This window comes from Hymenobacter glaciei (genome assembly GCF_039539585.1).
GTDB lineage: Bacteria > Bacteroidota > Bacteroidia > Cytophagales > Hymenobacteraceae > Hymenobacter > Hymenobacter glaciei.
Genome location: NZ_BAABDK010000035.1, coordinates 94,671 through 114,367 on the forward strand (window position 1 = coordinate 94,671; position 19,697 = coordinate 114,367).

Consider the following 19,697-nt stretch of genomic DNA (forward strand, 5'->3'; position numbering starts at 1 on the left):
TTCCCACGCTTCTGCCCGTGACCCGAACCATTCTCATTGACGACGAAACCAACACCCGCGAAGCGCTGCGGGGCCTGTTGCAGCACTACTGCCCCGACGTGACCATCATCGGCGAAGCGGCTTCGGCCGAAGCGGGCCTGCAGCTGCTGCGCGAGCAAACGCCCGACCTGCTGTTTCTGGACGTGGAAATGCCGTTGGGTTCGGGTTTCGACTTGCTGGACATGCTGGGCACGGCCTCGTTCGACATCATCTTCACCACCGCCCACGACCGGTATGCGCTGCGGGCCATCAAGTTCTGCGCCCTCGACTACTTGCTGAAGCCCGTGGGCGTGGCCGAGCTGCGCGAAGCCGTGGCCAAAGCCCAGCGCCAAAAATCCCCCGTGGCCGCGCAGCTCAACACCTTCTACGACAACCTGCGTGAGCGGAATGGACCGGCCGGCAAAGTAGTGCTGCCTACCATGCAGGGCTTTGAAGTGGTGGAAGTGGCCCGCATCGTGCGCTGCCAGGCTGACGACAACTACACGCTGTTCGTGCTCGAAGGCAAGGAGAAAATCCTGGTCAGCCGCACGCTGAAGGAGTACGAGGAGCTGTTCAGCGACTATGGCTTCATTCGCATCCATCAGTCCCACCTCATCAACGCGGCCCACGTGAAGCGCTACATCAAAGGCAGCGGCGGCTACGTGCAGCTCACCGACGACTCCATTATCGAAGTCTCACGCCGCAAGAAGGACGAGCTGATGAAGCGGTTTCAGGCGTGATGCCAGCTGCTCGTGTGGTTTAAAAACCAAACGGGCAGGGCCGTTGGCCACGCTTTTTAGATGCAGTCTAACAAACCCAAACCGCCGCAACCCTTTCCCGGCCAGCGCGGGCCGGAATCCCTTACCGCATTTCGGTTCTGAAACGGAGCACCTGCCCCCTCACTTTATGCCATTCACTTCCTGCTGCCCCGCCCATCTGCTATGAAACACCTTGCCCTCTGCCTGTTGTTGCTCACCACCGCCGCGACCCTCCGCGCCCAGTCGGCGGCCCCGCCCAGCGCCCAGCTCGACGCATACTTCGCCGCCCTCACGGCCCAGAAGAAGTTCAACGGCAACGTGCTGGTGGCCAGCCAAGGGCAGGAGCTGCTTCGCGAAACCTACAACATTCCCGGCCAGAGCGACAGCCTGCGCGTGGCCCCCGACAGCCGCTTCATCATCGCGTCGGTGTCGAAGTTGTTCATCAAATACGGCGTGCTGGTGCTCGTTCAGCAGGGCCGGCTCGGTCTGCAAGACCCCGTCAGCAAGTTCCTGCCCGATTTCCCCCGTGGCCGCGACATCACCGTGGCCCACCTGCTGAACCACCAGTCGGGCCTGCCACGGGAACTGCGTAACACCCGGCAACTCGACCAAGTGAGCCTGGTCCGCACCATTGAGCTGGCGCAGCAAGAAACGTTGCTATTCGAGCCCGGCACCCGCACCCAGTACTCCAACGTGGGCTTTTTCGTGCTCCACCGCATTGTAGACCTTGCCAGCCCCCACGGGTACACCGCCTTCGTGCAGCGCGACATCCTGCGGCCCTTCGGCATGAAGCACACCGGCGAGTTCAACGCCACGGGCCGGGTCCGCCGCTTCGCCTATGGCTTTGCGACCGACGAGCGCCGCCGCATCCGTCCCGTAGCGGCCGTGGCCATCAACCGCTTCGAAACGGGCAATTACTACGCCAGCCTCGACGACCTGGCCCGATTCGCGGCCGGCCTATTCAGCGGCCAAGTGCTCACCGCCGAGTCGGCTCAGCACTTGCTCAACGCCGAGGGGGCGGTGGTGCAGGCCGGCGGCCGCCCCGGCTACCGCGCCTATTTCTACCAGCACCCGGCTAAACAACTCACGTTTCTGCTGATGAGCAACTACTCGGATATGCCCTTCGAAAAAGTCATTCAAGACGTGCCCCGCATCGTGGCGGGCGAACCGTACCAGCTGCCCGTCGCCATGAACCGCCGCGAAGTTGCCGTGCCCGCGGCCGTACTTCAGCACTATACCGGCCGCTTCGTTCTCGAAGCCGACCCCGCCCAGGTGTTTGAAGTGCGCGTGGAAAAAGGACTGTTGCTGCTGGTGGAGAAGGACGGCACCACGACGCGGTTTCGCCCCGACGGCGAAACCACCTTCTTCGACGACCCCGAATCCGCCGAAGGCCTCCGCTTCGAGCTGGACCCAACCACCCAAGCCTACCGGCTCATTCTGCTCAGCGACGGCCTCACCTTGCCAACCAAACGATTGCCATAAGCCGCTAGTAGCCTCATGCGCGGCCTTAACCTTGGTTTAGCTTCCAGGCCAGCCTTTTAACCAAGGCTGAAAGTGTATCGGAAAGTAGACAGGTCGGGCAGTCGCACCTCATCAACGCGGCCCACGTGAAGCGCTACATCAAAGGCAGCGGCAGCTACGTGCAGCTCACCGACGACTCTATTATCGAAGTCTCGCGCCGCAAAAAGGACGAGCTGATGAAGCGGTTTCAGGGGTAATTTACCGCTTGTTGGACGACGGCCAGCCGGAGCAGCCGGCCGGATAGCCACTCGTGGGGCAGATAAGAACCTTGAAACGCCGGTTGGCGCTAGTTTTACCGGGTGAAAACAGGGCCAGTTTCAGCCGTTCGGAAGCGGTACCGTTCGGTTTTAGTGTTGGAGCCATTGCGTAAGGCTGACGCTCGGACATCCCTTCGCCAGCCCCACCAAGGCGCAAATAGTCACCTCGTGAATCCTGCCCTGTTAGCATCCATCCAAACGATTGGGCAGTTCTCAGCCCCCGAATTACAGCTTCTCGAAAGTCGGCTGCATCGTCGGGTTGTGCCTAAAGGGGCTTGGTTGGTGCAGCAGGGCCAGGTGTGTCAATCCCTGTTCTTTCTGCTGCGCGGCAGCTGCCGCTACATCACGCAGACGGAAGCGGGCGACGAACGGGTGGTGAATTTGCACATCGAGCACGATTGGATGGCGGACTACACGAGCCTGACCGCCCAAAAGCCGGCCGAAGGAGGCATTCTGGCCCAGGAAGAGTGCGAGGTGCTGGAACTGGCGCTGGCCTCGGTGCACGAACTGATAAAGGTGCAGCCGGCGTTTTTTCAGCTCGGCCGCCTCCTGGAGTTGGTCCAGCACCCTGCCACCTCCCACTCCGGCCAGCTGTCGCCCGATGCGGCGTATCAGCATCTGCTCACCACGCGCCCGCAGCTGCTCCAGAAATTCTCCCTGAAACACATTGCCGCCTTGCTGCAAATCGCGCCGGAAACGGTCAGTCGAGTGAGAAAAAGGTGGAAATAAAGCAACCTGCTGAGTGGATTTCATTTCTTGATTTCGGTCAAGGTAGCAGCAAATGAGCCCGTCTACTTTTGCCCCGAACCAATAATCAAGAACATGAACGCACAATTGAAATCGCCGGAAGGAACCTCCTTTATGCTGGGAACGGCCCTCATGATTATCACCATGCTGGCGCACCCGCACGCCGGTAGTCTGGCGGGCTTGCTGAGCGTGCCGCCCATCGTGTTTGCGATGAATATTTTCACCCATTCGATGGGGCTGCTGTCGGTGCCCTTTGTGCTGCTGGGGGCGTGGCAGCTGACCAGGCGGCTGGCCACTCCTACCGCCGCCCTCGCCTTTATTGCCATGTGCGGCGGCATGGTGGCCATTGTGAGTGCCATGACGATGGACGGACTGGTGGTTTCGGCGCTGGTGGCCGCGGCGAAGCGGCCGGGGGCCATTGCCGGCCAGCTGGCCACGCTGCTGGCTTACAATACAGCAGTCATTCAGTCCTTTTCGCTGGTCTACGTGGTAGCAGTGAGCGTTGCTGTGCTGACGTGGTCGGTGGGTATTCTGCGCTCCAAGGTCCTGCCGAAATGGATTGGGTACTATGGCGTACTAATGGCCCTGGCGGTAGCCCTAACTATGCTAAACGGCATCGCGCTGGTCGACTTTATCGGCATCAAGCTATTCGTGTTCGGGTTTGTGAGCTGGACCCTGCTGATGGGTATTTGGCTGCGCAAACCAGCCCCACTCCAACTCGATGCCATAACAGCCTGATACGACTGGGCAATGCGGGTGCGAACAGCCAGCTGAGTAAGTGAGCGAAACGGAGCAGAGAAGCGAAAAGTCGCTTCTCTGCTCCGTTTCGGCCGTTCAAAAGCCACCCCCAAACAGCGGAACTTCTAAGTCAACCCCGCCGGATTCTCGCCGGGGCTTACCACTTACTCATTGGGCCTTTCAGGGGCGAAGGAATAGGCGGATGTTTGTCCTACTAAACCGCGTGGCAGGTGCCACGACGCCACCCTTTCACTCCTGACCTGCATGGAACTGACTATCAAAAACCTGTCGAAGACCTACCCCAATGGGGTGAAGGCGCTCGATAATGTGAGCTTGACCATCCCGCAGGGCATGTTTGGCCTGCTTGGGCCCAACGGCGCCGGCAAAAGCTCGCTGATGCGCACCATTGCCACGCTGCAGGCCCCCGACAGCGGCAGCATCCACCTCGATGCCATCGACGCGCTGGAGGACAAGATGGCCCTGCGCCGGGTGCTGGGCTACCTGCCCCAGGAGTTTGGGGTGTACCCGCGGGTGTCGGCCGAGGACTTGCTCGACCACATGGCCGTGGTGAAAGGCATTGTGAACCGCGCCGAGCGGCGCGACACGGTGAAGGCCCTGCTGGAGCAAACCAACCTTTACGATGTGCGCAAGCGCAACATCAGCACATTTTCGGGCGGCATGAAGCAGCGCTTCGGCATTGCCCAGGCCCTCATCGGCCAGCCCCTGCTTATCATCGTCGACGAGCCCACGGCCGGCCTCGACCCCGGCGAGCGCAACCGCTTCTACAACCTGCTGAGCGAGATTGGCGAGAACATCATCGTCATTCTGAGCACCCACATCGTGGACGACGTGCGCGAGCTGTGCCGCAACATGGCCATCATCAACCAGGGCCAGGTGCTGTTTGCCGGGCAGCCCCAGGCCGCCATGCACGCGCTGAAGGGCCGCATCTGGGAGCGCACCATCGAGAAGGCCGAGTTGGCCGGGTACGAGCAGGAGTACGCCGTGATTTCGACCAAGCTGCTGGCCGGGCAGCCGCTGCTGCACGTGGTGGGCGATGACCTGGGCCTCGCCGGCTTTCGGGCCGTGGAGCCCAGCCTGGAAGACGTGTTTTTCTCCACCATTCAGGGGAAAGCCGTGCAGCCTACTCTCGTTCACGCCTAAGCCCGCCCGCTCATGTTTACTGCCTTTTTCCGCTTCGAGCTGGCCACCTGGCGCAAGCAGCCGCTCACCTACATCTTCCTGGCCGTCACCTTCGGGATGACGTTTCTGGCCATGCTCTGGCCCAGCCTGCAAATGGGCCAGGACCTGCGCAACCTGCACGTGAACGCGCCCTTCGCCATTCTGAACCGGGCCGCGGCCATGACCATGCTGTGCCTGCTCTTCATCACGGCCATCATGGCGAGCACGGCCACCCGCGACTCCGGCTCAAACTATGCGCAGGTGCTCTACGCCGCGCCGCTCGAAAAAGCCGGCTATCTCTGGGGCCGTTTCGCCGGCGGCCTGCTGGTAGCGGTGCTGGCGTTGCTGGGCATGCTGCTGGCCATTGCCCTGGGCACGCCGCTTAACGAGCCGGCCCGGGTGGGCGCGTTTCAGCTGGCGCCGTACCTGCAGGCGGTCGGCTTGTTTATCGTGCCCAACGTGGTGCTGGCCGGGGCCATCATCTACTGCCTCACGGTGCTCACGCGCAACACCGTATATGCCTTTATTGCCGCGCTGGGGCTGATGGTGGGCTTTCTGCTGGTGGGCCTGCTCACGCCCAACCTGGATACGCCGGCCAGCGTGCTGCTGCTCGACCCCTTCGGCCTGCGCACGCTCTCCTCCCTGACCAAGTACTGGACGGTGGCGGAGAAAAACACCGAGGTGCTGGCCTTCGCCGGGCCGCTGCTCACCAACCGCCTGGTGTGGCTGGGCATCGCTGGGGCGCTGATGGGCCTCACCCACGGCTTGTTTTCCTTCACCACCGCGACCGGCAAAGCCCCCAAGCGCCGGCTGGCCGACGCGCCCGCCTCGGTACGTACTTCACCGCCCACGCCCCGGCCCCAGGTGCAGCCGCGCCACGACCGCGGCGCGGCGCTGGTGCAGCTGGCGCAGCAGGTGCGCCTGGATTTGCTGGGCATTCTGAAAGCGGTGCCGTTCTGGATACTGCTTGGGGTGGGCGTCATCAACCTGCTCAGCATTGCGGCCACGGCCTCGGAGCGGGAGGGCGGCCACTTCTACCCCGTCACCTACACCATGCTCGATTTGATTAACGGCACCTACGGGCTGTTCGTAATAGCCGTGCTGGTGTACTACGCCGGGGTGCTGGTGTGGAAAGAGCAGGACGCCCGCCTCGACGGCATCCTGGATGCGTCGCCGCGCCCTTCCTGGGTGCCCTACACGGCCAAGATGCTGACGTTGGTGGCCGTGGCCGCCTTGCTCACGAGCGTGGGCGTGCTGGTGTGCGTGGCGGCCCAGGCGCTGCAGGGCTACACCAACTTTGAATGGAGCCTGTACGGCAAGGCCGTGTTTGGCATCGAGTTTACCCGCTACGTAATGGTGGCCGTGGGCACGGTGTTTCTGCACGTGCTGCTGCGCAACAAGTTCCTGGCCTATGGCCTCACGGTGGCCATTATCCTGTTTGAAGCCATCAGCGGCCTGGCCCTGGACTGGAACAACAACCTGCTGCGCTTCGCCGACAACCCCGCCTTCACCTACTCCGACATGAACGGCTTCGGGCCTTTCGCGGAAAGCATCGTGTGGTTCAAGCTGTACTGGGCAGCTTTCACCGTGCTGCTGGCGGCCCTCTCGGCCGGGCTTTGGGTGCGGGGCCGGGCCGTGGGCGGCACCTTTAGCAAGGCGCAGCTGCGGCAGTCGTTTACGCCGGCGCTGCGGGTGGTGGCCGCCACCGGCCTGCTGGCCTGGCTGGGCCTCGGCGGCTGGATTCACTACAACACCGCGGTGCGCAACGACTACACCACCCAGGCCCACGACCAGGCCGTGCAGGCCGACTACGAAAAGCAGTACAAGCGCTTCGAGCGCGACCCCCAGCCCCGCGTGACGGCCGTGAGCCTGCAAGTGGACCTCACCCCCGAAGCCCGCGCCGCGCAGGTGCAGGGCCGGATGACACTCACCAACAAAACCAGCCGGCCCATCGACACGCTGCGCCTGTCCTACGGCAGCTACCTCGAAGACTTCCGGTTCACCATCCCCGGCGCCCGGCCCGTGGGCAACGACCAGCGCCTGCGCTTCCGCAGCTACGCGCTGCAGCCCGCCCTGGCCCCCGGCGACTCACTGGTGCTGAGCTACTCGGCCCAGTACCGGGCCCGCGGCTTTGAGAACAAGGTTTCCCGGCCCCTGATTAACGGCAACGGCACTTTCCTCAACAACTTCGACCTGGCGCCCACCATTGGCTACACCCGCAATATGGAGCTGGAAAGCGCCACCGACCGGGCGAAATTCAACCTGCCCGAACGGGCCCGCATGGCCCCGCAGAGCGACAGCGCCGCCTACGCCAACACCTACATTTCGACCGACGCCGACCGGCTGCGCTTCGAAGCCACGGTGAGCACCAGCCCCGACCAGATTGCGGTGGCCCCCGGCTCGCTGGTGAAGGAATGGCAGCAGCACGGCCGCCGCTACTTCCACTACCGCCTAGCCGCGCCGGTGCTCAACTTTTACTCCATCACCTCGGCCCGCTACCAGGTGCGCCGCGAAAAGCTGAACGGCGTCGACCTTGAAATCTACTACCACCCCGCCCACCCCTACAACCTCGACCGCATGATGCGCTCCATGCGCGCCTCGGTGGCGTACTACGGCCAGCAGTTTGGGGCTTACCAACAGCAGCAGGCGCGCATCATCGAGTTTCCGCGCTATCAGCAGTTTGCCCAGGCTTTTCCCGGCACCATGCCCTACTCCGAAGGGCTGGGCTTTATTGCCCAGGTCAGCGACGAAGACCACGACGTGGACCGCACCTACCGCGTGGTAGCCCACGAAATGGCGCACCAGTGGTGGGCGCACCGGGTGGTTGGCGCAGCCGTGCAGGGCGCCACGTTTATGTCGGAGTCGGTATCGGAATACCTCTCGGCCCTGATGCTGGAACGGCTTTACGGCCCAGCCAAGGTGCTCACGCTGCGGCGCTACGCCCTCGACTTCTACCTGCGCGGCCGGGCCAGCGAAAAGGTGCGGGAGCTGCCCCTGCTCTACAACGAAGACCAGCCCCACATCCACTACGCCAAAGGCTCGCTGGCCCTGTACTCGCTGCGCGGCTACCTCGGCGAAAAGCGCCTCCACGGCGCACTGGCCCAATTCATGCACGACTACCAGGGCCGCCCGGCGCCCTACCCCACCTCCGAAGACCTCTACGGCTACCTGCTGCGGGCCACCCCCGATTCGCTCCACTACTTCGTGCAGGACCAGCTCAAGCGCATTACCTTGTATGACAACCAGCTGCAGGAAGTAGCTTACCAACGGTTGCCGGACGGCCGCTACCAGGCCATTGTTCAAATCGAGGCCCACAAACGCTACGCCAACGAAACGGGCAAGGAAACCGAGGCTCCTCTGCACGACTACGTTGATGTGGCGCTGTATGGAGCGGGCAACAAAGTATTGTTTCAGCAACGGGTACTGGTAACGTCTTCCCGGAAAATCATGCGCATAACCGTGCCTACCGCTCCGCAAAAGGCCGTCATCGACCCGGACTTACTGCTGGTTGACCGCCGCCCCGAAGACAACAGCCGCGCGGCCATAGAAATTGGCCGGCAACCAAGCCAGTAAGGTATTTTCTCGCTCTTGAGCAGCGGAAAGCAAACGCAACTGCTGCCGGCCATTATCGGGCGGCAGCAGTTGCGTTTGCTTGTAAAAGGCCTTCGTTACCAAGGGCTCAGTGAAACGGTCTTATTGGGGCGGGTGGTTGAATATCAGGATGAGGTCCTGTGCATCCTCGGGGCTTATTTCATACCCCGTTTCCAAGCGTTTTGTCACGTCGAGTCGCCTCTCATAAAAGGCGTTAGCGCGGACCAAGGTGCTGCAGGTTGAGCGAGGCTGGCGCCCGGGAGCTTATTCCAGGTCAATGAAAAAGGACGTGCCCTCGTTCTCCTTGCTTTCGAGCCAGATTTTGCCTTGGTGCATTTCCACTATCTGCTTGGTGATGAACAAGCCCAGGCCCGTGGTGGTGTCGCCGTACAGCCCCGGCCGCGAGGCCGACGTGAACTTGTCGAACACGTGGGGCTGCAGCGCTTCCGGAATGCCCAGCCCGGTGTCGTGCACCACGAGGCGGATGCGGCTTTTCAGCTGGCGCAGTTCCACGCGAATCTTCCCGCCAGCGGGCGTAAAGTTGAGGGCGTTGGAAAGCAGGTTGTCGAGGATGCGGCCGAACTTGTCGGCGTGGATGTTGGCGTGAATAAGGGGTTTGGGCAGCTTGAGGCGCAGGTGGATGCCCTTTTCCTGCGCCGAGAGGCGGAACACGGCCAAGCGCTTGTCCAGGAAGGCCCCCAGGTTGGTGCGGTGCTTCGTTAAGCGGGTAGATTCCAGCTGGCCCAGAAACAGCACATCTCGCAGCAAAGCGTTGGCTTTTTCGCAGGCCTGCTCCACCAGGCCCAGCAAGGCCTCCACGTCCTGCCGGGCCAGGGCCGAGTCGATGCTGAGCACCCCGGCGTGGTCGCGCAGCAGGGTTATTATAAGCAGGACGTTGGCAATGGGTACCTTGAGGTCGTGGGCAGCCAGCTGCAGGATGGTTTCCTGCGTGTCGTAGAGGTGCTGGTTGGCAAGCTCCAAATTCTTGCGCCCGGTGATGTCCTCCAGGGTGGTGTAGCCCAGCTCGCCCCCGTCGTCGGGAAAGAGCACCGACGTGACCCGGCACCAGAACGAGGACTTGTCCTGGCGCACCAGGCAGGTTTCGAGCACGAAGCTAGGCTTCTTGTGGGCCCAGAGCTGCTCCTGCAGCCGCTCCCAGTCCTTGACAAAGTCGGGGTGGGCAAAGTCCATGATTTTGCGCCCCTCCACCTGCTGCGGGCTTTTCAGGCCCAGCATGGTGGCCAACGCCTGGTTGGCCTGGCGGATGCCCAGGTCCGGGCCAATAATTTTCTGTCCCATCGGCGAGTTCTCAAACACGGTCCGAAACCGGTCCTGGGTGCGCTGGTATTGCTCGTCTACCCCTTTTTGCTCGTCATCGGAAACCTTCTGCTGCCGCAGGCGGGTGTTCTTTTGCTGCAGAGACTTGACCTGTTTGTTTTCGGGGGGCGACGAGCGGGAAGCCATACAGTGGAAGGAATAACGAAGGAAAGGCGCCGGTCCTGCCGTCAGAAAGCAGGCGCGGTTTCTGCCTCAAGTATACGCCAAACTGCGCCCCTGTAGCCGACAGAGAGGCCGCACCGGCCCGTCGGGCCCGAAGGCCGCGAACCGCCAGGTGATGCCCGTTTCGTTGCACTCGCTGCGCAAGGCGCCCCGGCACTACTTTTGTTAACGGCCGTTTAAACGCAACAGTATCGGGTCACACCCGGGGTTTCTCTGACTTGCTCCCTTTATGATAAAACTTTCCAGCGTGCTGCTGGTCGACGACGACCAACTCACCAACGACCTCAACCAACGCCTGCTGCAACAGCTTGGCGTAGCCGACCAATACCTCTCGGCCAACGACGGCGAGCAAGCCCTCGCCGTCCTGGAGCAACTAGCCCTCGACGCCCACCCCAGCAGCCCGGTCCTGGTGCTGCTCGACGTGCGGATGCCGCGCATGGACGGCATGGCCTTCGTCGACGCCTACCAGCAGCTGCCCGAAGCCCAGCAACAGGCCGTGGTCATCGTTATGCACACCGCTTCCATGAACTCAGTCGACCTCGGCCGCATCGAGTCGCTGCCCATCGCCGGCCTGGTTAGCAAGCCGCTCACCAAGGAAAAGCTCGATACCATCCTCAAGCTCCACTTCCAGCGCCGCTTTCCGGTAGCGTAGGATGCACCTAGCGCGGTTTCGGAATCAGTGGATGTAGGGGCGGGGCTTGCCCGGTAGGGCTTGCCCCCGCCCCTACATCGTTCCGGCTGTATACTGGCCACGAAACCGCTATGAGGAGCTGTTTGAGTCATTTTTCATACTAAGCAACACGAGCGGACCATCTGGCCCGCTCGCTTCATTTTTGCGCTATAGCTCACTACGAGGCCGGCCCCGGTAGCGCCGCTGTGGGGCGCCGGTTATCCGCCCTGGCTCACTTCGCCATGCTTGGGTGCAGCGCCTGGTACAGCAGCTGCGCGGCGGCATTGAGCAGGGGCTGGTCGGTGGTGCGCTCCTGGCAGCGCTGCACGTCGTAGTGGCACAGCGTGCCGAAGGCTTTGCCCTGGTCGTCGCGCATCAGCGCGCCGCAGTAGGAAATCACCGGCGTGTCGATGCCCAGCGCCTGCGGGTCCACGGCCGCGTCCAGAATCTGCACCGGCGCCTCGTAGCGGCCCACCAGCGAGCAGTACGTGGCGGCCATCGGCGCATCGGCCCCCTGGCGCACGTCGTCCAGATTCCGGTCAAACAGTACCTCGCTGCGCAGCATGTCTCCATCGAACCGCCACACGCCGGTGTAGCGGTGGGGCGTGCGGTGGTTGAGGTAGCCCAACGCCGCGTGCACCCCCTGCTGCTGCAGCAGGGTGGCAAACTCGGCAATTTCTGCCTGCAGGGGGGTTTCTTCGTTCGGGGTGGTTTCGTTTGTCATGAGGAGGAAAAAAGGCGGACACCCCACGCAATTTGTGGGCCGCCGGGCATGGGTGCAGCTTCCGGTGCTGTCACTCCAACCGCCAGGTCAGGGCGAGGTTCAGCCGGTAAAACTACGCCCCCGCCAGCTACGGCACGGGGTGGGGCCTGCGCTTCTGCCAATTCAGCCGCCACGCCAACGGGTCTTTCGCTGGTCTGCGTAGTTATTCGCCAGCAAATACGGGTTTATCCTATATCAAATACGTTTTTCTTCGGATGCATATGCGGTAACTGGCAAATCGCGGCTGGCGTAAATGAAGGCCCCACACTTTCCGCCTCATGAGCTCGCTCCTGCCTCCCATCCTGGCTACCGAACAGGGCCGTCGCCGTGCTCTGCGCGCCGCCCTGCGCCTCGCCGAAGCCACCCCACTTGCCCCCAATGCCTACGAGCAGGAGCTACTCGCCCAGTTTGTCCGGGGCGACTTAACCCTCGACCAGCTCGAGTACCGGATGGAGGTACACCGCCGGGACAACTCCCTGTGCTAAGTGCGTGTCTGGGGAATTTATTGAAACATCGCTGAGCCGTCATGCGTCGACTGAGCTCAGGATGATGGTTCAGCGTTGTTCTAAAATTTACCTGCACGTACCAAGCCATGCCTCGGCCCGCACCCTCTTCTACGCGCAGTTGCCCCTAGCCCCAACAGCGCAACCTACTGTACCCGTATAAGTAGCTTTGCCATTCGTGCGCCAAATCCGGCGGCACGCCTCCTGTCTTCCATGCCCGTCCCTTCCGCACCCGCGCCCAGCTGGCCCGCTCCCGACGACCTGCTTCGCAGCGTGTTCGACGTCTCCCTCACCGCCATCAACATATTGGGGCCGGTATATGGGCCTGACGGAGAGTTGGTCGATTTCAGCCTGGAGTACCTCAACCCCGCCGGCCAGCGCATGGTGGGCCTGCCCGAGCGGCCCGGCGGCACCCTCACCACTCGCTTTCCCGCTACGGCTTCCGCTGGCATCCTGGCCTTCTACCGGCGCGTGTTCGAGTCGGGCGAGTCGGGCCGCTACGACTTCAACTACCAGGCCGACGGCCTCGACAATTACTTTCTGCTGTCCGCTACCCGCACCGGCAACCTGCTGGTCGTCAGTTTCGCCGACACCGCCAACCAGCCCCGCACGCCGGTGGAAGTGGACTTGCGCGCAGCCCAGGCTGCCGAGCAGGCGGCCCGCGCCGAGGCCGAAAGCCAACGCCAGCAGGTGGAGCAGCTCAGCCGCGAGTTGGAAGCCCGCGCGCAGGAGCGTACCCGCGAGGCCGAGGCCGCCCGCGCCGAAGCCGACGAGCAGCGCAACTGCATGGTGCGCCTCTTTGGCCAAGCCCCGGCCCACATCAACCTTTTCCAGGGTCCCGACCACGTCTGGACGCTGGTGCATCCCCGCACTCAGGAGCTGATGCCCGACCGCCAACTGCTCGGCCTGCCCCGCCGCCAGGCCGTGCCCGAGCTGCCCGAGGCCGTGCACGAACCCTTCGACCGCGTGTACCGCACCGGGCAGCCCGTGTACCTCGTGGAAGCCAGCCGCCGCCTTGCCCGCGACGAAAACGGGGAGTTGCTTGAGGAGTTTTTCGACATCACCTTCCAGCCAAAATTCGACGCCGCCGGGCAGGTGGAAGGCGTAATGAGCTTTGCCGTGAACGTGACCGAGCGGGTGCGCGCCCGGCAGCAGGCCGAGGCGCTGCAGGCCGAGGTGCTGGCCGTGGCCCGGCGGGAAGCCCAGCAGCGGCAGGCCCTGTACCACGTGTTCGAGCAAACGTCGGCCCTGGTGGCCCTGCTGCGCGCGCCCGGCCACCGCTACGAATACGTGAACGCTGCCTATCAGGCCTTCTTTCCCGGACGCCAGCTGGTGGGCCACGACGTGGCCGGGGCTGCCCCCGAGCTCATCGAGCAAGGCTTTAGCAAATACCTGGATAAGGTCTACCAGACCGGCGAAACCTTCTTCGGCACCGAGCTGCCCTTCACGCCGCCCGTGGCTGCCGGCCAGCCGCCGCGCACGGCCTATTTCAACTTTACCTACCAAGCCTACCGCGAAAACGGGGAAATCGCCGGCGTGTCCGTGTTTGCCTACGACGTCACCGAGCAGGTGCTGGCCCAGGAGCAGCGCGAAGCCGAGCGACAACATTTGCACGACCTTTTCATGGAGGCGCCGGCGCCCATCGTTATCCTCGAGGGCCCGAACTTGGTGTTTCAGCTCGTCAACCCCGCCTACCAGCGCATTTTCCCGAGCCGCGAGCTGCTCGGGCGGCCCCTGCTGGACGCCCTGCCCGAACTGCGCGACTCGCCGGTTCCGGCCCTGCTGCAGCGGGTGTACGAGACGGAAGAAACCTACCTGGCCCAGGAGCTGCCCCTGCAGCTGGCCCGGTACGACCAGGGGCCGCTGGAGGAGCTGTACTTCACCTTCACCTACCAGGCCCGCCGCAATGCCCAGGGCACCGTCGACGGCATCATGGTATACGCCCACGAAGTCACCGACCAGGTGCAGGCCCGACGCGTGGTGGAGGAAAGCGGCCAGCAGGCGCGGGCCCTGGCCCAGGAGCTGGCCGATTCCAACCAGCAGCTGCTCCGCACCAACGTCGACCTGGACAACTTCATTTACACCGCCAGCCACGACCTCAAGGCCCCCATTTCCAACATCGAGGGCCTGCTTTACCTGCTACAAGAGGAACTACCAGCCGAAATGGCGCAGAATGGAGAGGTAGCGCCCACCCTGGCCCGCATGCTCGAGGCGGTGGAGCGGTTCGAGCGTACCATTGGCCACCTCACCGAAGTCTCCAAGCTGCAAAAGGAACACGCGCCCACCGACACGCTGGTCAATCTGGCCGCTGTGGTCGAGGACGTGAAGAAGGACCTGCAGCCCATACTAGAAGCAGCCGGTGCCCAGCTCTCCATCAACGTGCCGGCCCTGCCGCCCCTGCCGTTTGCTGAGAAGAACCTGCGCTCGGTGATTTACAACCTGCTCAGCAACGCCGTCAAGTACCGCCACCCTGACCGCACGCCCCACGTCGACGTGCGGGCCCACGTGCGCCCGGGCCACACCGTGCTCGAGGTGCACGACAACGGCCTCGGCCTCGACCCGGCCCACCTGCCGCGCCTGTTCACCATGTTCCAGCGGTTTCACGACCACGTAGAGGGCACCGGCATCGGCCTCTACATGATTAACCGCATGGTTGAAAACGCTGGCGGCCGCATCGAGGTGCACAGCCAGCTTGGAGCTGGCACCACCTTTTTCGTCTTCCTGCCCCACGCGGGCAACACTGCCGGGCACCCGTTTCCTGCTTTTCTCCCTTCCTGACCCAATGGCCGCCATTTCCTGCACCCTGCTCGTCGACGACGACGACACCACCAACTACCTCAACCAAGCCCTGCTTCGGCGCATGGCCATCAGCGACGCCGTGCTCGTGGCCGGCAACGGCCAGGAAGCCCTCAAGCTGCTGCACGCCCACTGCGAGCTGCCCACCTCGCCCACCTGCCCGGCCCTCATCCTGCTCGACATGAAGATGCCCATCATGAACGGCTTCGAGTTTCTGCAGGCCTACGCCCAGCGGCCCGAACGGGACAACCCCACGGTGGTTATCATCATGCTCACCACCTCCCTCAACCCCAAAGACATCGAGCAAATGCAGGGCCTGCCCATTGCCGGCTACCTCACCAAGCCCCTCACCCGCGACAAACTCACCCAGGTGCTGCAAGAGCATTTCGGCCAGCCCACGGGGGGGAACTAACGGCCGCTTTTACCTGCTAAGCAAAACGAGCGGACCATTTGGCCCGCTCGTTTTATGTTTGCTTTACCCCTTAAGAATCGGGGTTGCGCCCTTCGCTACCACCGGACCAGAAACCGTTTGAACAAGGGGTCGCCCACCTCGGGCGTGGGCTCCCACGTCACGCCCACGCGCAAGCTGCCATCGGGCTTGAACTGCCGCACCAGGCCCGTCACAATGCCCCGCTCAAAGTCCTTGGGCGTGGGCGTGCGGCATTCCACGCGCAGGCCCTGCGGCCCGCATGCTTCGGCGCGGTAGTAGCCAATGGGCTCGCCCTGCACGTTGAGGCGGCACGCCTCATCCAACGCCCGTACTGCCGACTCCAAATCACTCAAACCTTCGGGCCAGCGGCAATTGGCAAAGACTTGCAGGCCCACCGCATACACCGTTTCGGGGCCGTACGTCGCTTCCACGGTGGCCAATAGGTCGAGCCAGCCCTGCAGAGGGTACCACCGCCCGGCTTGGGGCGCCACTGGCAAACCGTGGCGTTTGAGGAGGTCGAGGGCCAGGGCGTCGACGTTGAACGCCGCGCGAAAGGCATGCAGGGTCTCGCCGTTTACTTCCGCCACGGGGTCAAAGGACTGGTAGGGATGCCTCATGCAATTGCGGAATGGTGAAAGTCAGGTAAGCCGCCAAATATACTGCTCACGAGAGGCCGAGCATTTACACTCCGTCTAAATGCTCCCCATTGCCCAAGGCAGCAGGTACAGGGTACCGAGCACATGCCGGAATCCTCACTCCTCGGCAGCCGTATGATGGCATCACCCAGTGTCAACGACAGTATTTAGAGCCGTTTCGGAGTCAGTGGATGTAGGGGCGGGGCTTGCCCCCGCCCGGACATTGAGGCCCGTTGACCGATTCCGTCCAACGACGGGCGGGGGCAAGCCCCGCCCCTACATCGTTCCGCCTGTACACTGACCACGAAACCGCTCTAGCTCCAACGGATTGACCTATGCCTTCTTCGCTGCCACGGCGGCGCGCAGCCGTGGCCGGCCCGCCGCGCAGCTTTCGGCAGTCGTGCAGGAGCAACACCCTGCTTCGCCACTTCCCCGGCCAATAATCAGCTTGACCTCGAATCATTTGTTCATGGCTTCCCCAACTCCCCGCCCCGCCATCGTTTTCATCACGGGTGCCGTCGTCACGGCGGCTAGTTGGGATAACTGGAAAACCTTCTTTGTGGGCGAAGGCTACACCTGCTACGCTCCCGACTGGCCTCACAAAGAGGCTCCGGCCGCCGAGCTGCGCCGCCAGCACCCGCACTCGCCCATTGCCCAAAACGGCCTCGCCGACGTGCTGCAGGTGTACACGGAGTTCATTGCCCAGCTGCCCGCCAAGCCCATTGTCATTGGGCATTCCTTCGGCGGGCTCATCGTGCAGCTCTTGCTCCAGCAAGATGCAGCGGTGGCTGGCGTGGCCATCGAGTCGGCGCCGCCGCTGGGGGTGGTGGTGGCCAACTGGTCGCTGGTCCGGTCGGTGCTGCCCATGCTGGGCCTGTTTTCCTCCCTCAAAACCACCTTTCTGCCCACCTTCGCGCAGTGGCAGTACGCCATTGCCAACGGCCTGGCGCTGGCCGACCAACGGAAATACTACGACCAGCTGGCGGCGCCCGAATCGAAGAAGACCATTCGCGGCGCCCTCAGCCTGGGGGCCCGCGTCGACTTCGGCCGGCCGCACGCGCCGCTGTTGTTTCTGGCCGGTGGCGCCGACCGCATCATGCCGGCGGCCCTTAACCGCGCCAACCACCGCCGCTACCAGCACGCCGAGTCGGTGACCGACTTTGAGGAGCTGCCCGGCCGCTGCCACGCCATGCTGGGCCAGGCTACCTGGCGCAAAGACGCGGCCTTGATTTTACGCTGGCTCGCCTCCCATGCTGTTGAAAGTAAATGAGCCGCCGGCCCCAAACACAAACAACTGAGCAGGCCTAGTAGTCCGCCCGCTTCGTTTCCACCCTGCCACTGTCCTTAAATCTGGCCATTGGCTCCCATAGCTGCCGCACTCCCGGCGCTTATCACCTTGGCATCATCTTCGCACTCTACCTTCCAGCATCTTCAACCGCTAAGCTCTCATTTCTCATGAAAAACTTCCTGCTCGCCGCTTCGGCTGCCCTCTTCTCATTCGCTGCCGCTGCCCAAACCGGCCCCACCACCGTCGCCGGCCAGACGCCCGCCGACGGCCGCGCCTATGGCCAGGCCGTTTCCACGGCCGCCCAGGCCCGAAACGACAAGTACACCAAAACGCCGAAGCCAGTGAAATACGCCAAGCCAGGCAAGCTGGCCAAGCCCCTCACCGAAGAGCAGAAAGCCGCCTACAAAGCCCAGCAAGAGGCGCGCAAGGCTGAATACAAAACCATGACCCAGCAGCAAAAGGACGCGTACAAGGCCCGCGAAGAGGCCCGCAAGGCCGACTACAAATTGCAGCACGATGCCCGCAAGGATGCCGACAAAGCCCAGCACGAAGCCACCAAAAACGCCGACAAGCTGGTGAAGCACGAGCGTAGCGCCCGGGGCGAGCACGCCCACGGAGCTGGCCACATGGGCCACGTCAAAGCAGCCAAAGCCCCGAAAGTTAAATAAGCGGCCCTCTCCGACCATCTTTGCCAGCCGCTGCCTTTCCGGGAGCGGCTGGTTTGCTTTTTGCCCCTTCCCACCATGTCCCACTTTGTTGCGCGCCTGGCGTTGGCCAGCGCCCTGTTGCTCGCCGGCACTGCCGCCTGGGCCCAGTCCAAGCCCCACGCCCAGGCCAGCGCCACTCACCCGGCCACCGCGCCGCCGGTGCAGGACGACGACGACGAGGCCACCGGCTTGCTGAGCGCTGCCCTCGGCTACGGCAACAACTCCGCGTTTTTCGGCCGCACCCAGGCCACCACCTACCCCTATTTCACCCAGGAGCTCACCTACACCAGCAAATACGGCGTATGGGGCTCGGTTTACAACTACGACCTGTTCGACACCGGTTCTCACTTCGACGAAACCGACCTTTCCATCGGGTACGACAAGGACCTGACCAAGAAAGTCGACCTGTCCCTGGCCTACTCCCGCTTCCTGTACGCCCCCAACAGCCCCCTGGTCAAGTCCGCCGTCAACAATTCCATTGATGCGGCGTTGGGCTACGATTGGGGCTACATCTACACCCGCCTCAACGGCTCCTACCTCTTCGGCACCGACGCCCACGACACATTCCTGGTCCTCGACAACTCCCGGGCTTTCGACATCGACGGCGTGCTTACTCCCAAGGACTACTTCACCATCACCCCCAAGTTCAGCCTCGTGGCCGGCACCCAGGACTTTGTGCAAGTCAGCGACGCCCAGCAAGTCCTGCGCGGCAACAAAAAGCCCAAAACCAAACCCGGCACTGCCGCAACCACCAGCACCGACGCCACCCGTTTCACCCTGCTCAGCTACGGCCTGCGCCTGCCCGTGGCCTACACCCTCGGCAAGGTTTCGGCCGAAGTGGCTTACCGCTACCTGCAGCCCGTCAACGTGCTGCCCGAGGATGACTCCGCCGGCCGGTCCTACTTCACCGCCACCCTCACCGTTACCTTGTAGCACTGCACGCACATAAAAAGGTCCGCCCATCCCGGTGGTTTTTTTTAGCTTGTTGCTGCCAGCGTTAGGGCACAATGTTCACCTGCTTGCTGGTCGTCGGTTCTTTGCTGCTGTTCTTCGCCGTGAGCTTAATGGTGAACTGGCCCACCGCGTTGTATTTGTGCTTGGCCTCGGCCCCGGTCGTGCTGAAGCCGTCGCCGAAGTTCCAAACGTAGTTGTCGGCGTCGGTGCTGCAGGCGGCGTTCACTTCCACGTCCTCGTTGGGATTGTTGAGTGCTTACTTCACCACCAGAGCCCCGCGCAGCATGCCCATGCCGCAGGTAAACTCGAACCGGCCCGCTTCCTTGGGCAGCAGCTCCACCAGCGTGGTTTGGAACGCCGGCAGGTCGCGCCGGATGCTGAAGTCGGGCATCAGCAGCTCCTCCGAGCAGCTGTTTTCCTCGTCGCGGTAGAAGTGCAGCTGCACCGGCTTGCCGCGTTCCACCTCAATCACGTCGGGCGAGTAGCCGCCCTTCACCGTGATATCCACTTCCTGCACCCCGCTCGACGAGGACACCGCGCTGGCCGTTTGCCGCGCCGAAAAGAAGAAGTACCAGAGCACCAACCCCGCCAGGCCCAGCCCAACAATGGTCACCATTACTGCTGTCGTATCCATGGTTGCGA

Annotated in this window: 18 protein-coding genes; 13 read left to right on the top strand and 5 right to left on the bottom strand. The window is 63.0% G+C overall.

From position 1 onward, the window contains the following. The first annotated feature begins 17 nt into the window (after window positions 1-17). The 6 genes from ABD837_RS23830 (at window position 18) to ABD837_RS23855 (ending at window position 8,791) form a co-directional block, all read left to right on the top strand. Window positions 18-758: a LytR/AlgR family response regulator transcription factor gene (locus ABD837_RS23830; RefSeq protein ID WP_345059594.1), complete on the top strand. Its 741-nt coding sequence runs from the start codon at window positions 18-20 to the stop codon at window positions 756-758. A gap of 201 nt (window positions 759-959) precedes the next feature. Further along, the gene (locus ABD837_RS23835) at window positions 960-2,258 is read left to right on the top strand and encodes a serine hydrolase domain-containing protein (protein WP_345059596.1); all 1,299 of its coding nucleotides are present in this window, start codon (window positions 960-962) and stop codon (window positions 2,256-2,258) included. 557 nt (window positions 2,259-2,815) lie between these two features. Continuing rightward, entirely contained in the window at window positions 2,816-3,283 is a 468-nt protein-coding gene (locus ABD837_RS23840) for a Crp/Fnr family transcriptional regulator (protein ID WP_345059597.1), read from the top strand. A 93-nt stretch (window positions 3,284-3,376) separates the two neighbouring features. Next, on the top strand, window positions 3,377-4,039 hold the full coding sequence (locus tag ABD837_RS23845) for a hypothetical protein (protein ID WP_345059599.1): 663 nt from the start codon (window positions 3,377-3,379) through the stop codon (window positions 4,037-4,039). 264 nt (window positions 4,040-4,303) lie between these two features. Beyond that, complete coding sequence (locus ABD837_RS23850) at window positions 4,304-5,200, top strand: ABC transporter ATP-binding protein (RefSeq protein WP_345059601.1); 897 nt, start codon at window positions 4,304-4,306, stop codon at window positions 5,198-5,200. 12 nt (window positions 5,201-5,212) lie between these two features. Next, complete coding sequence (locus ABD837_RS23855) at window positions 5,213-8,791, top strand: M1 family aminopeptidase (RefSeq protein ID WP_345059603.1); 3,579 nt, start codon at window positions 5,213-5,215, stop codon at window positions 8,789-8,791. Window positions 8,792-9,073: 282 nt separating this feature from the next. Here ABD837_RS23855 and ABD837_RS23860 read toward each other — a convergent pair whose 3' ends face one another. Next, on the bottom strand, window positions 9,074-10,273 hold the full coding sequence (locus ABD837_RS23860; protein WP_345059605.1) for a PAS domain-containing sensor histidine kinase: 1,200 nt from the start codon (window positions 10,271-10,273) through the stop codon (window positions 9,074-9,076). Between the two features lie 265 nt (window positions 10,274-10,538). On the opposite strand from ABD837_RS23860, the gene ABD837_RS23865 reads away from it, so the two are divergent. Next, window positions 10,539-10,961, top strand: a complete 423-nt coding sequence (locus ABD837_RS23865) for a response regulator (RefSeq protein WP_345059607.1) — start codon at window positions 10,539-10,541, stop codon at window positions 10,959-10,961. 250 nt (window positions 10,962-11,211) lie between these two features. On the opposite strand, the gene ABD837_RS23870 is transcribed toward ABD837_RS23865, so the two are convergent. After that, a complete protein-coding gene (locus tag ABD837_RS23870) occupies window positions 11,212-11,703 on the bottom strand; it encodes a hypothetical protein (RefSeq protein WP_345059609.1) in 492 nt (163 codons plus the stop codon). Between the two features lie 317 nt (window positions 11,704-12,020). Between ABD837_RS23870 and ABD837_RS23875 the strand changes: the two genes are divergently transcribed. The 3 genes from ABD837_RS23875 (at window position 12,021) to ABD837_RS23885 (ending at window position 15,453) form a co-directional block, all read left to right on the top strand. Beyond that, window positions 12,021-12,227: a hypothetical protein gene (locus ABD837_RS23875; protein ID WP_345059611.1), complete on the top strand. Its 207-nt coding sequence runs from the start codon at window positions 12,021-12,023 to the stop codon at window positions 12,225-12,227. 231 nt (window positions 12,228-12,458) lie between these two features. After that, the gene (locus tag ABD837_RS23880) at window positions 12,459-15,023 is read left to right on the top strand and encodes a PAS domain-containing sensor histidine kinase (RefSeq protein WP_345059613.1); all 2,565 of its coding nucleotides are present in this window, start codon (window positions 12,459-12,461) and stop codon (window positions 15,021-15,023) included. Window positions 15,024-15,027: 4 nt separating this feature from the next. Further along, the gene (locus ABD837_RS23885; protein ID WP_345059615.1) at window positions 15,028-15,453 is read left to right on the top strand and encodes a response regulator; all 426 of its coding nucleotides are present in this window, start codon (window positions 15,028-15,030) and stop codon (window positions 15,451-15,453) included. A gap of 95 nt (window positions 15,454-15,548) precedes the next feature. Here ABD837_RS23885 and ABD837_RS23890 read toward each other — a convergent pair whose 3' ends face one another. Next, window positions 15,549-16,088 carry a hypothetical protein gene (locus ABD837_RS23890; protein ID WP_345059617.1) on the bottom strand — a complete coding sequence of 180 codons (540 nt, stop codon included), beginning with the start codon at window positions 16,086-16,088 and terminating at the stop codon, window positions 15,549-15,551. A 487-nt stretch (window positions 16,089-16,575) separates the two neighbouring features. Between ABD837_RS23890 and ABD837_RS23895 the strand changes: the two genes are divergently transcribed. The 3 genes from ABD837_RS23895 to ABD837_RS23905 all read left to right on the top strand — a co-directional run bounded on the left by ABD837_RS23895 (window position 16,576) and on the right by ABD837_RS23905 (window position 19,034). Next, on the top strand, window positions 16,576-17,376 hold the full coding sequence (locus ABD837_RS23895) for an alpha/beta hydrolase (RefSeq protein WP_345059619.1): 801 nt from the start codon (window positions 16,576-16,578) through the stop codon (window positions 17,374-17,376). Between the two features lie 185 nt (window positions 17,377-17,561). Beyond that, window positions 17,562-18,062, top strand: coding sequence for a hypothetical protein (locus ABD837_RS23900; RefSeq protein ID WP_345059620.1), 501 nt, complete (start codon window positions 17,562-17,564; stop codon window positions 18,060-18,062). A 75-nt stretch (window positions 18,063-18,137) separates the two neighbouring features. Continuing rightward, the gene (locus tag ABD837_RS23905) at window positions 18,138-19,034 is read left to right on the top strand and encodes a hypothetical protein (protein WP_345059622.1); all 897 of its coding nucleotides are present in this window, start codon (window positions 18,138-18,140) and stop codon (window positions 19,032-19,034) included. Window positions 19,035-19,098: 64 nt separating this feature from the next. Here ABD837_RS23905 and ABD837_RS23910 read toward each other — a convergent pair whose 3' ends face one another. Both ABD837_RS23910 and ABD837_RS23915 read right to left on the bottom strand, forming a co-directional pair. Then, window positions 19,099-19,287, bottom strand: a complete 189-nt coding sequence (locus tag ABD837_RS23910; RefSeq protein WP_345059624.1) for a PKD domain-containing protein — start codon at window positions 19,285-19,287, stop codon at window positions 19,099-19,101. A gap of 24 nt (window positions 19,288-19,311) precedes the next feature. Further along, a complete protein-coding gene (locus ABD837_RS23915; RefSeq protein WP_345059626.1) occupies window positions 19,312-19,689 on the bottom strand; it encodes a cupredoxin domain-containing protein in 378 nt (125 codons plus the stop codon). Window positions 19,690-19,697: the final 8 nt, after the last annotated feature.

Excerpts from the sequence above, each read along its gene's own strand:
- ABD837_RS23835 (WP_345059596.1), top strand. The coding sequence starts at position 960 with ATGAAACACCTTGCCCTCTGCCTGTTGTTGCTCACCACCGCCGCGACC.
- ABD837_RS23845 (WP_345059599.1), top strand. The coding sequence starts at position 3,377 with ATGAACGCACAATTGAAATCGCCGGAAGGAACCTCCTTTATGCTGGGA.
- ABD837_RS23850 (WP_345059601.1), top strand. The coding sequence starts at position 4,304 with ATGGAACTGACTATCAAAAACCTGTCGAAGACCTACCCCAATGGGGTG.
- ABD837_RS23855 (WP_345059603.1), top strand. The coding sequence starts at position 5,213 with ATGTTTACTGCCTTTTTCCGCTTCGAGCTGGCCACCTGGCGCAAGCAG.
- ABD837_RS23860 (WP_345059605.1), bottom strand. The coding sequence starts at position 10,273 with ATGGCTTCCCGCTCGTCGCCCCCCGAAAACAAACAGGTCAAGTCTCTG.
- ABD837_RS23865 (WP_345059607.1), top strand. The coding sequence starts at position 10,539 with ATGATAAAACTTTCCAGCGTGCTGCTGGTCGACGACGACCAACTCACC.
- ABD837_RS23870 (WP_345059609.1), bottom strand. The coding sequence starts at position 11,703 with ATGACAAACGAAACCACCCCGAACGAAGAAACCCCCCTGCAGGCAGAA.
- ABD837_RS23875 (WP_345059611.1), top strand. The coding sequence starts at position 12,021 with ATGAGCTCGCTCCTGCCTCCCATCCTGGCTACCGAACAGGGCCGTCGC.
- ABD837_RS23880 (WP_345059613.1), top strand. The coding sequence starts at position 12,459 with ATGCCCGTCCCTTCCGCACCCGCGCCCAGCTGGCCCGCTCCCGACGAC.
- ABD837_RS23885 (WP_345059615.1), top strand. The coding sequence starts at position 15,028 with ATGGCCGCCATTTCCTGCACCCTGCTCGTCGACGACGACGACACCACC.
- ABD837_RS23890 (WP_345059617.1), bottom strand. The coding sequence starts at position 16,088 with ATGAGGCATCCCTACCAGTCCTTTGACCCCGTGGCGGAAGTAAACGGC.
- ABD837_RS23895 (WP_345059619.1), top strand. The coding sequence starts at position 16,576 with ATGGCTTCCCCAACTCCCCGCCCCGCCATCGTTTTCATCACGGGTGCC.
- ABD837_RS23900 (WP_345059620.1), top strand. The coding sequence starts at position 17,562 with ATGAAAAACTTCCTGCTCGCCGCTTCGGCTGCCCTCTTCTCATTCGCT.
- ABD837_RS23905 (WP_345059622.1), top strand. The coding sequence starts at position 18,138 with ATGTCCCACTTTGTTGCGCGCCTGGCGTTGGCCAGCGCCCTGTTGCTC.
- ABD837_RS23915 (WP_345059626.1), bottom strand. The coding sequence starts at position 19,689 with ATGGATACGACAGCAGTAATGGTGACCATTGTTGGGCTGGGCCTGGCG.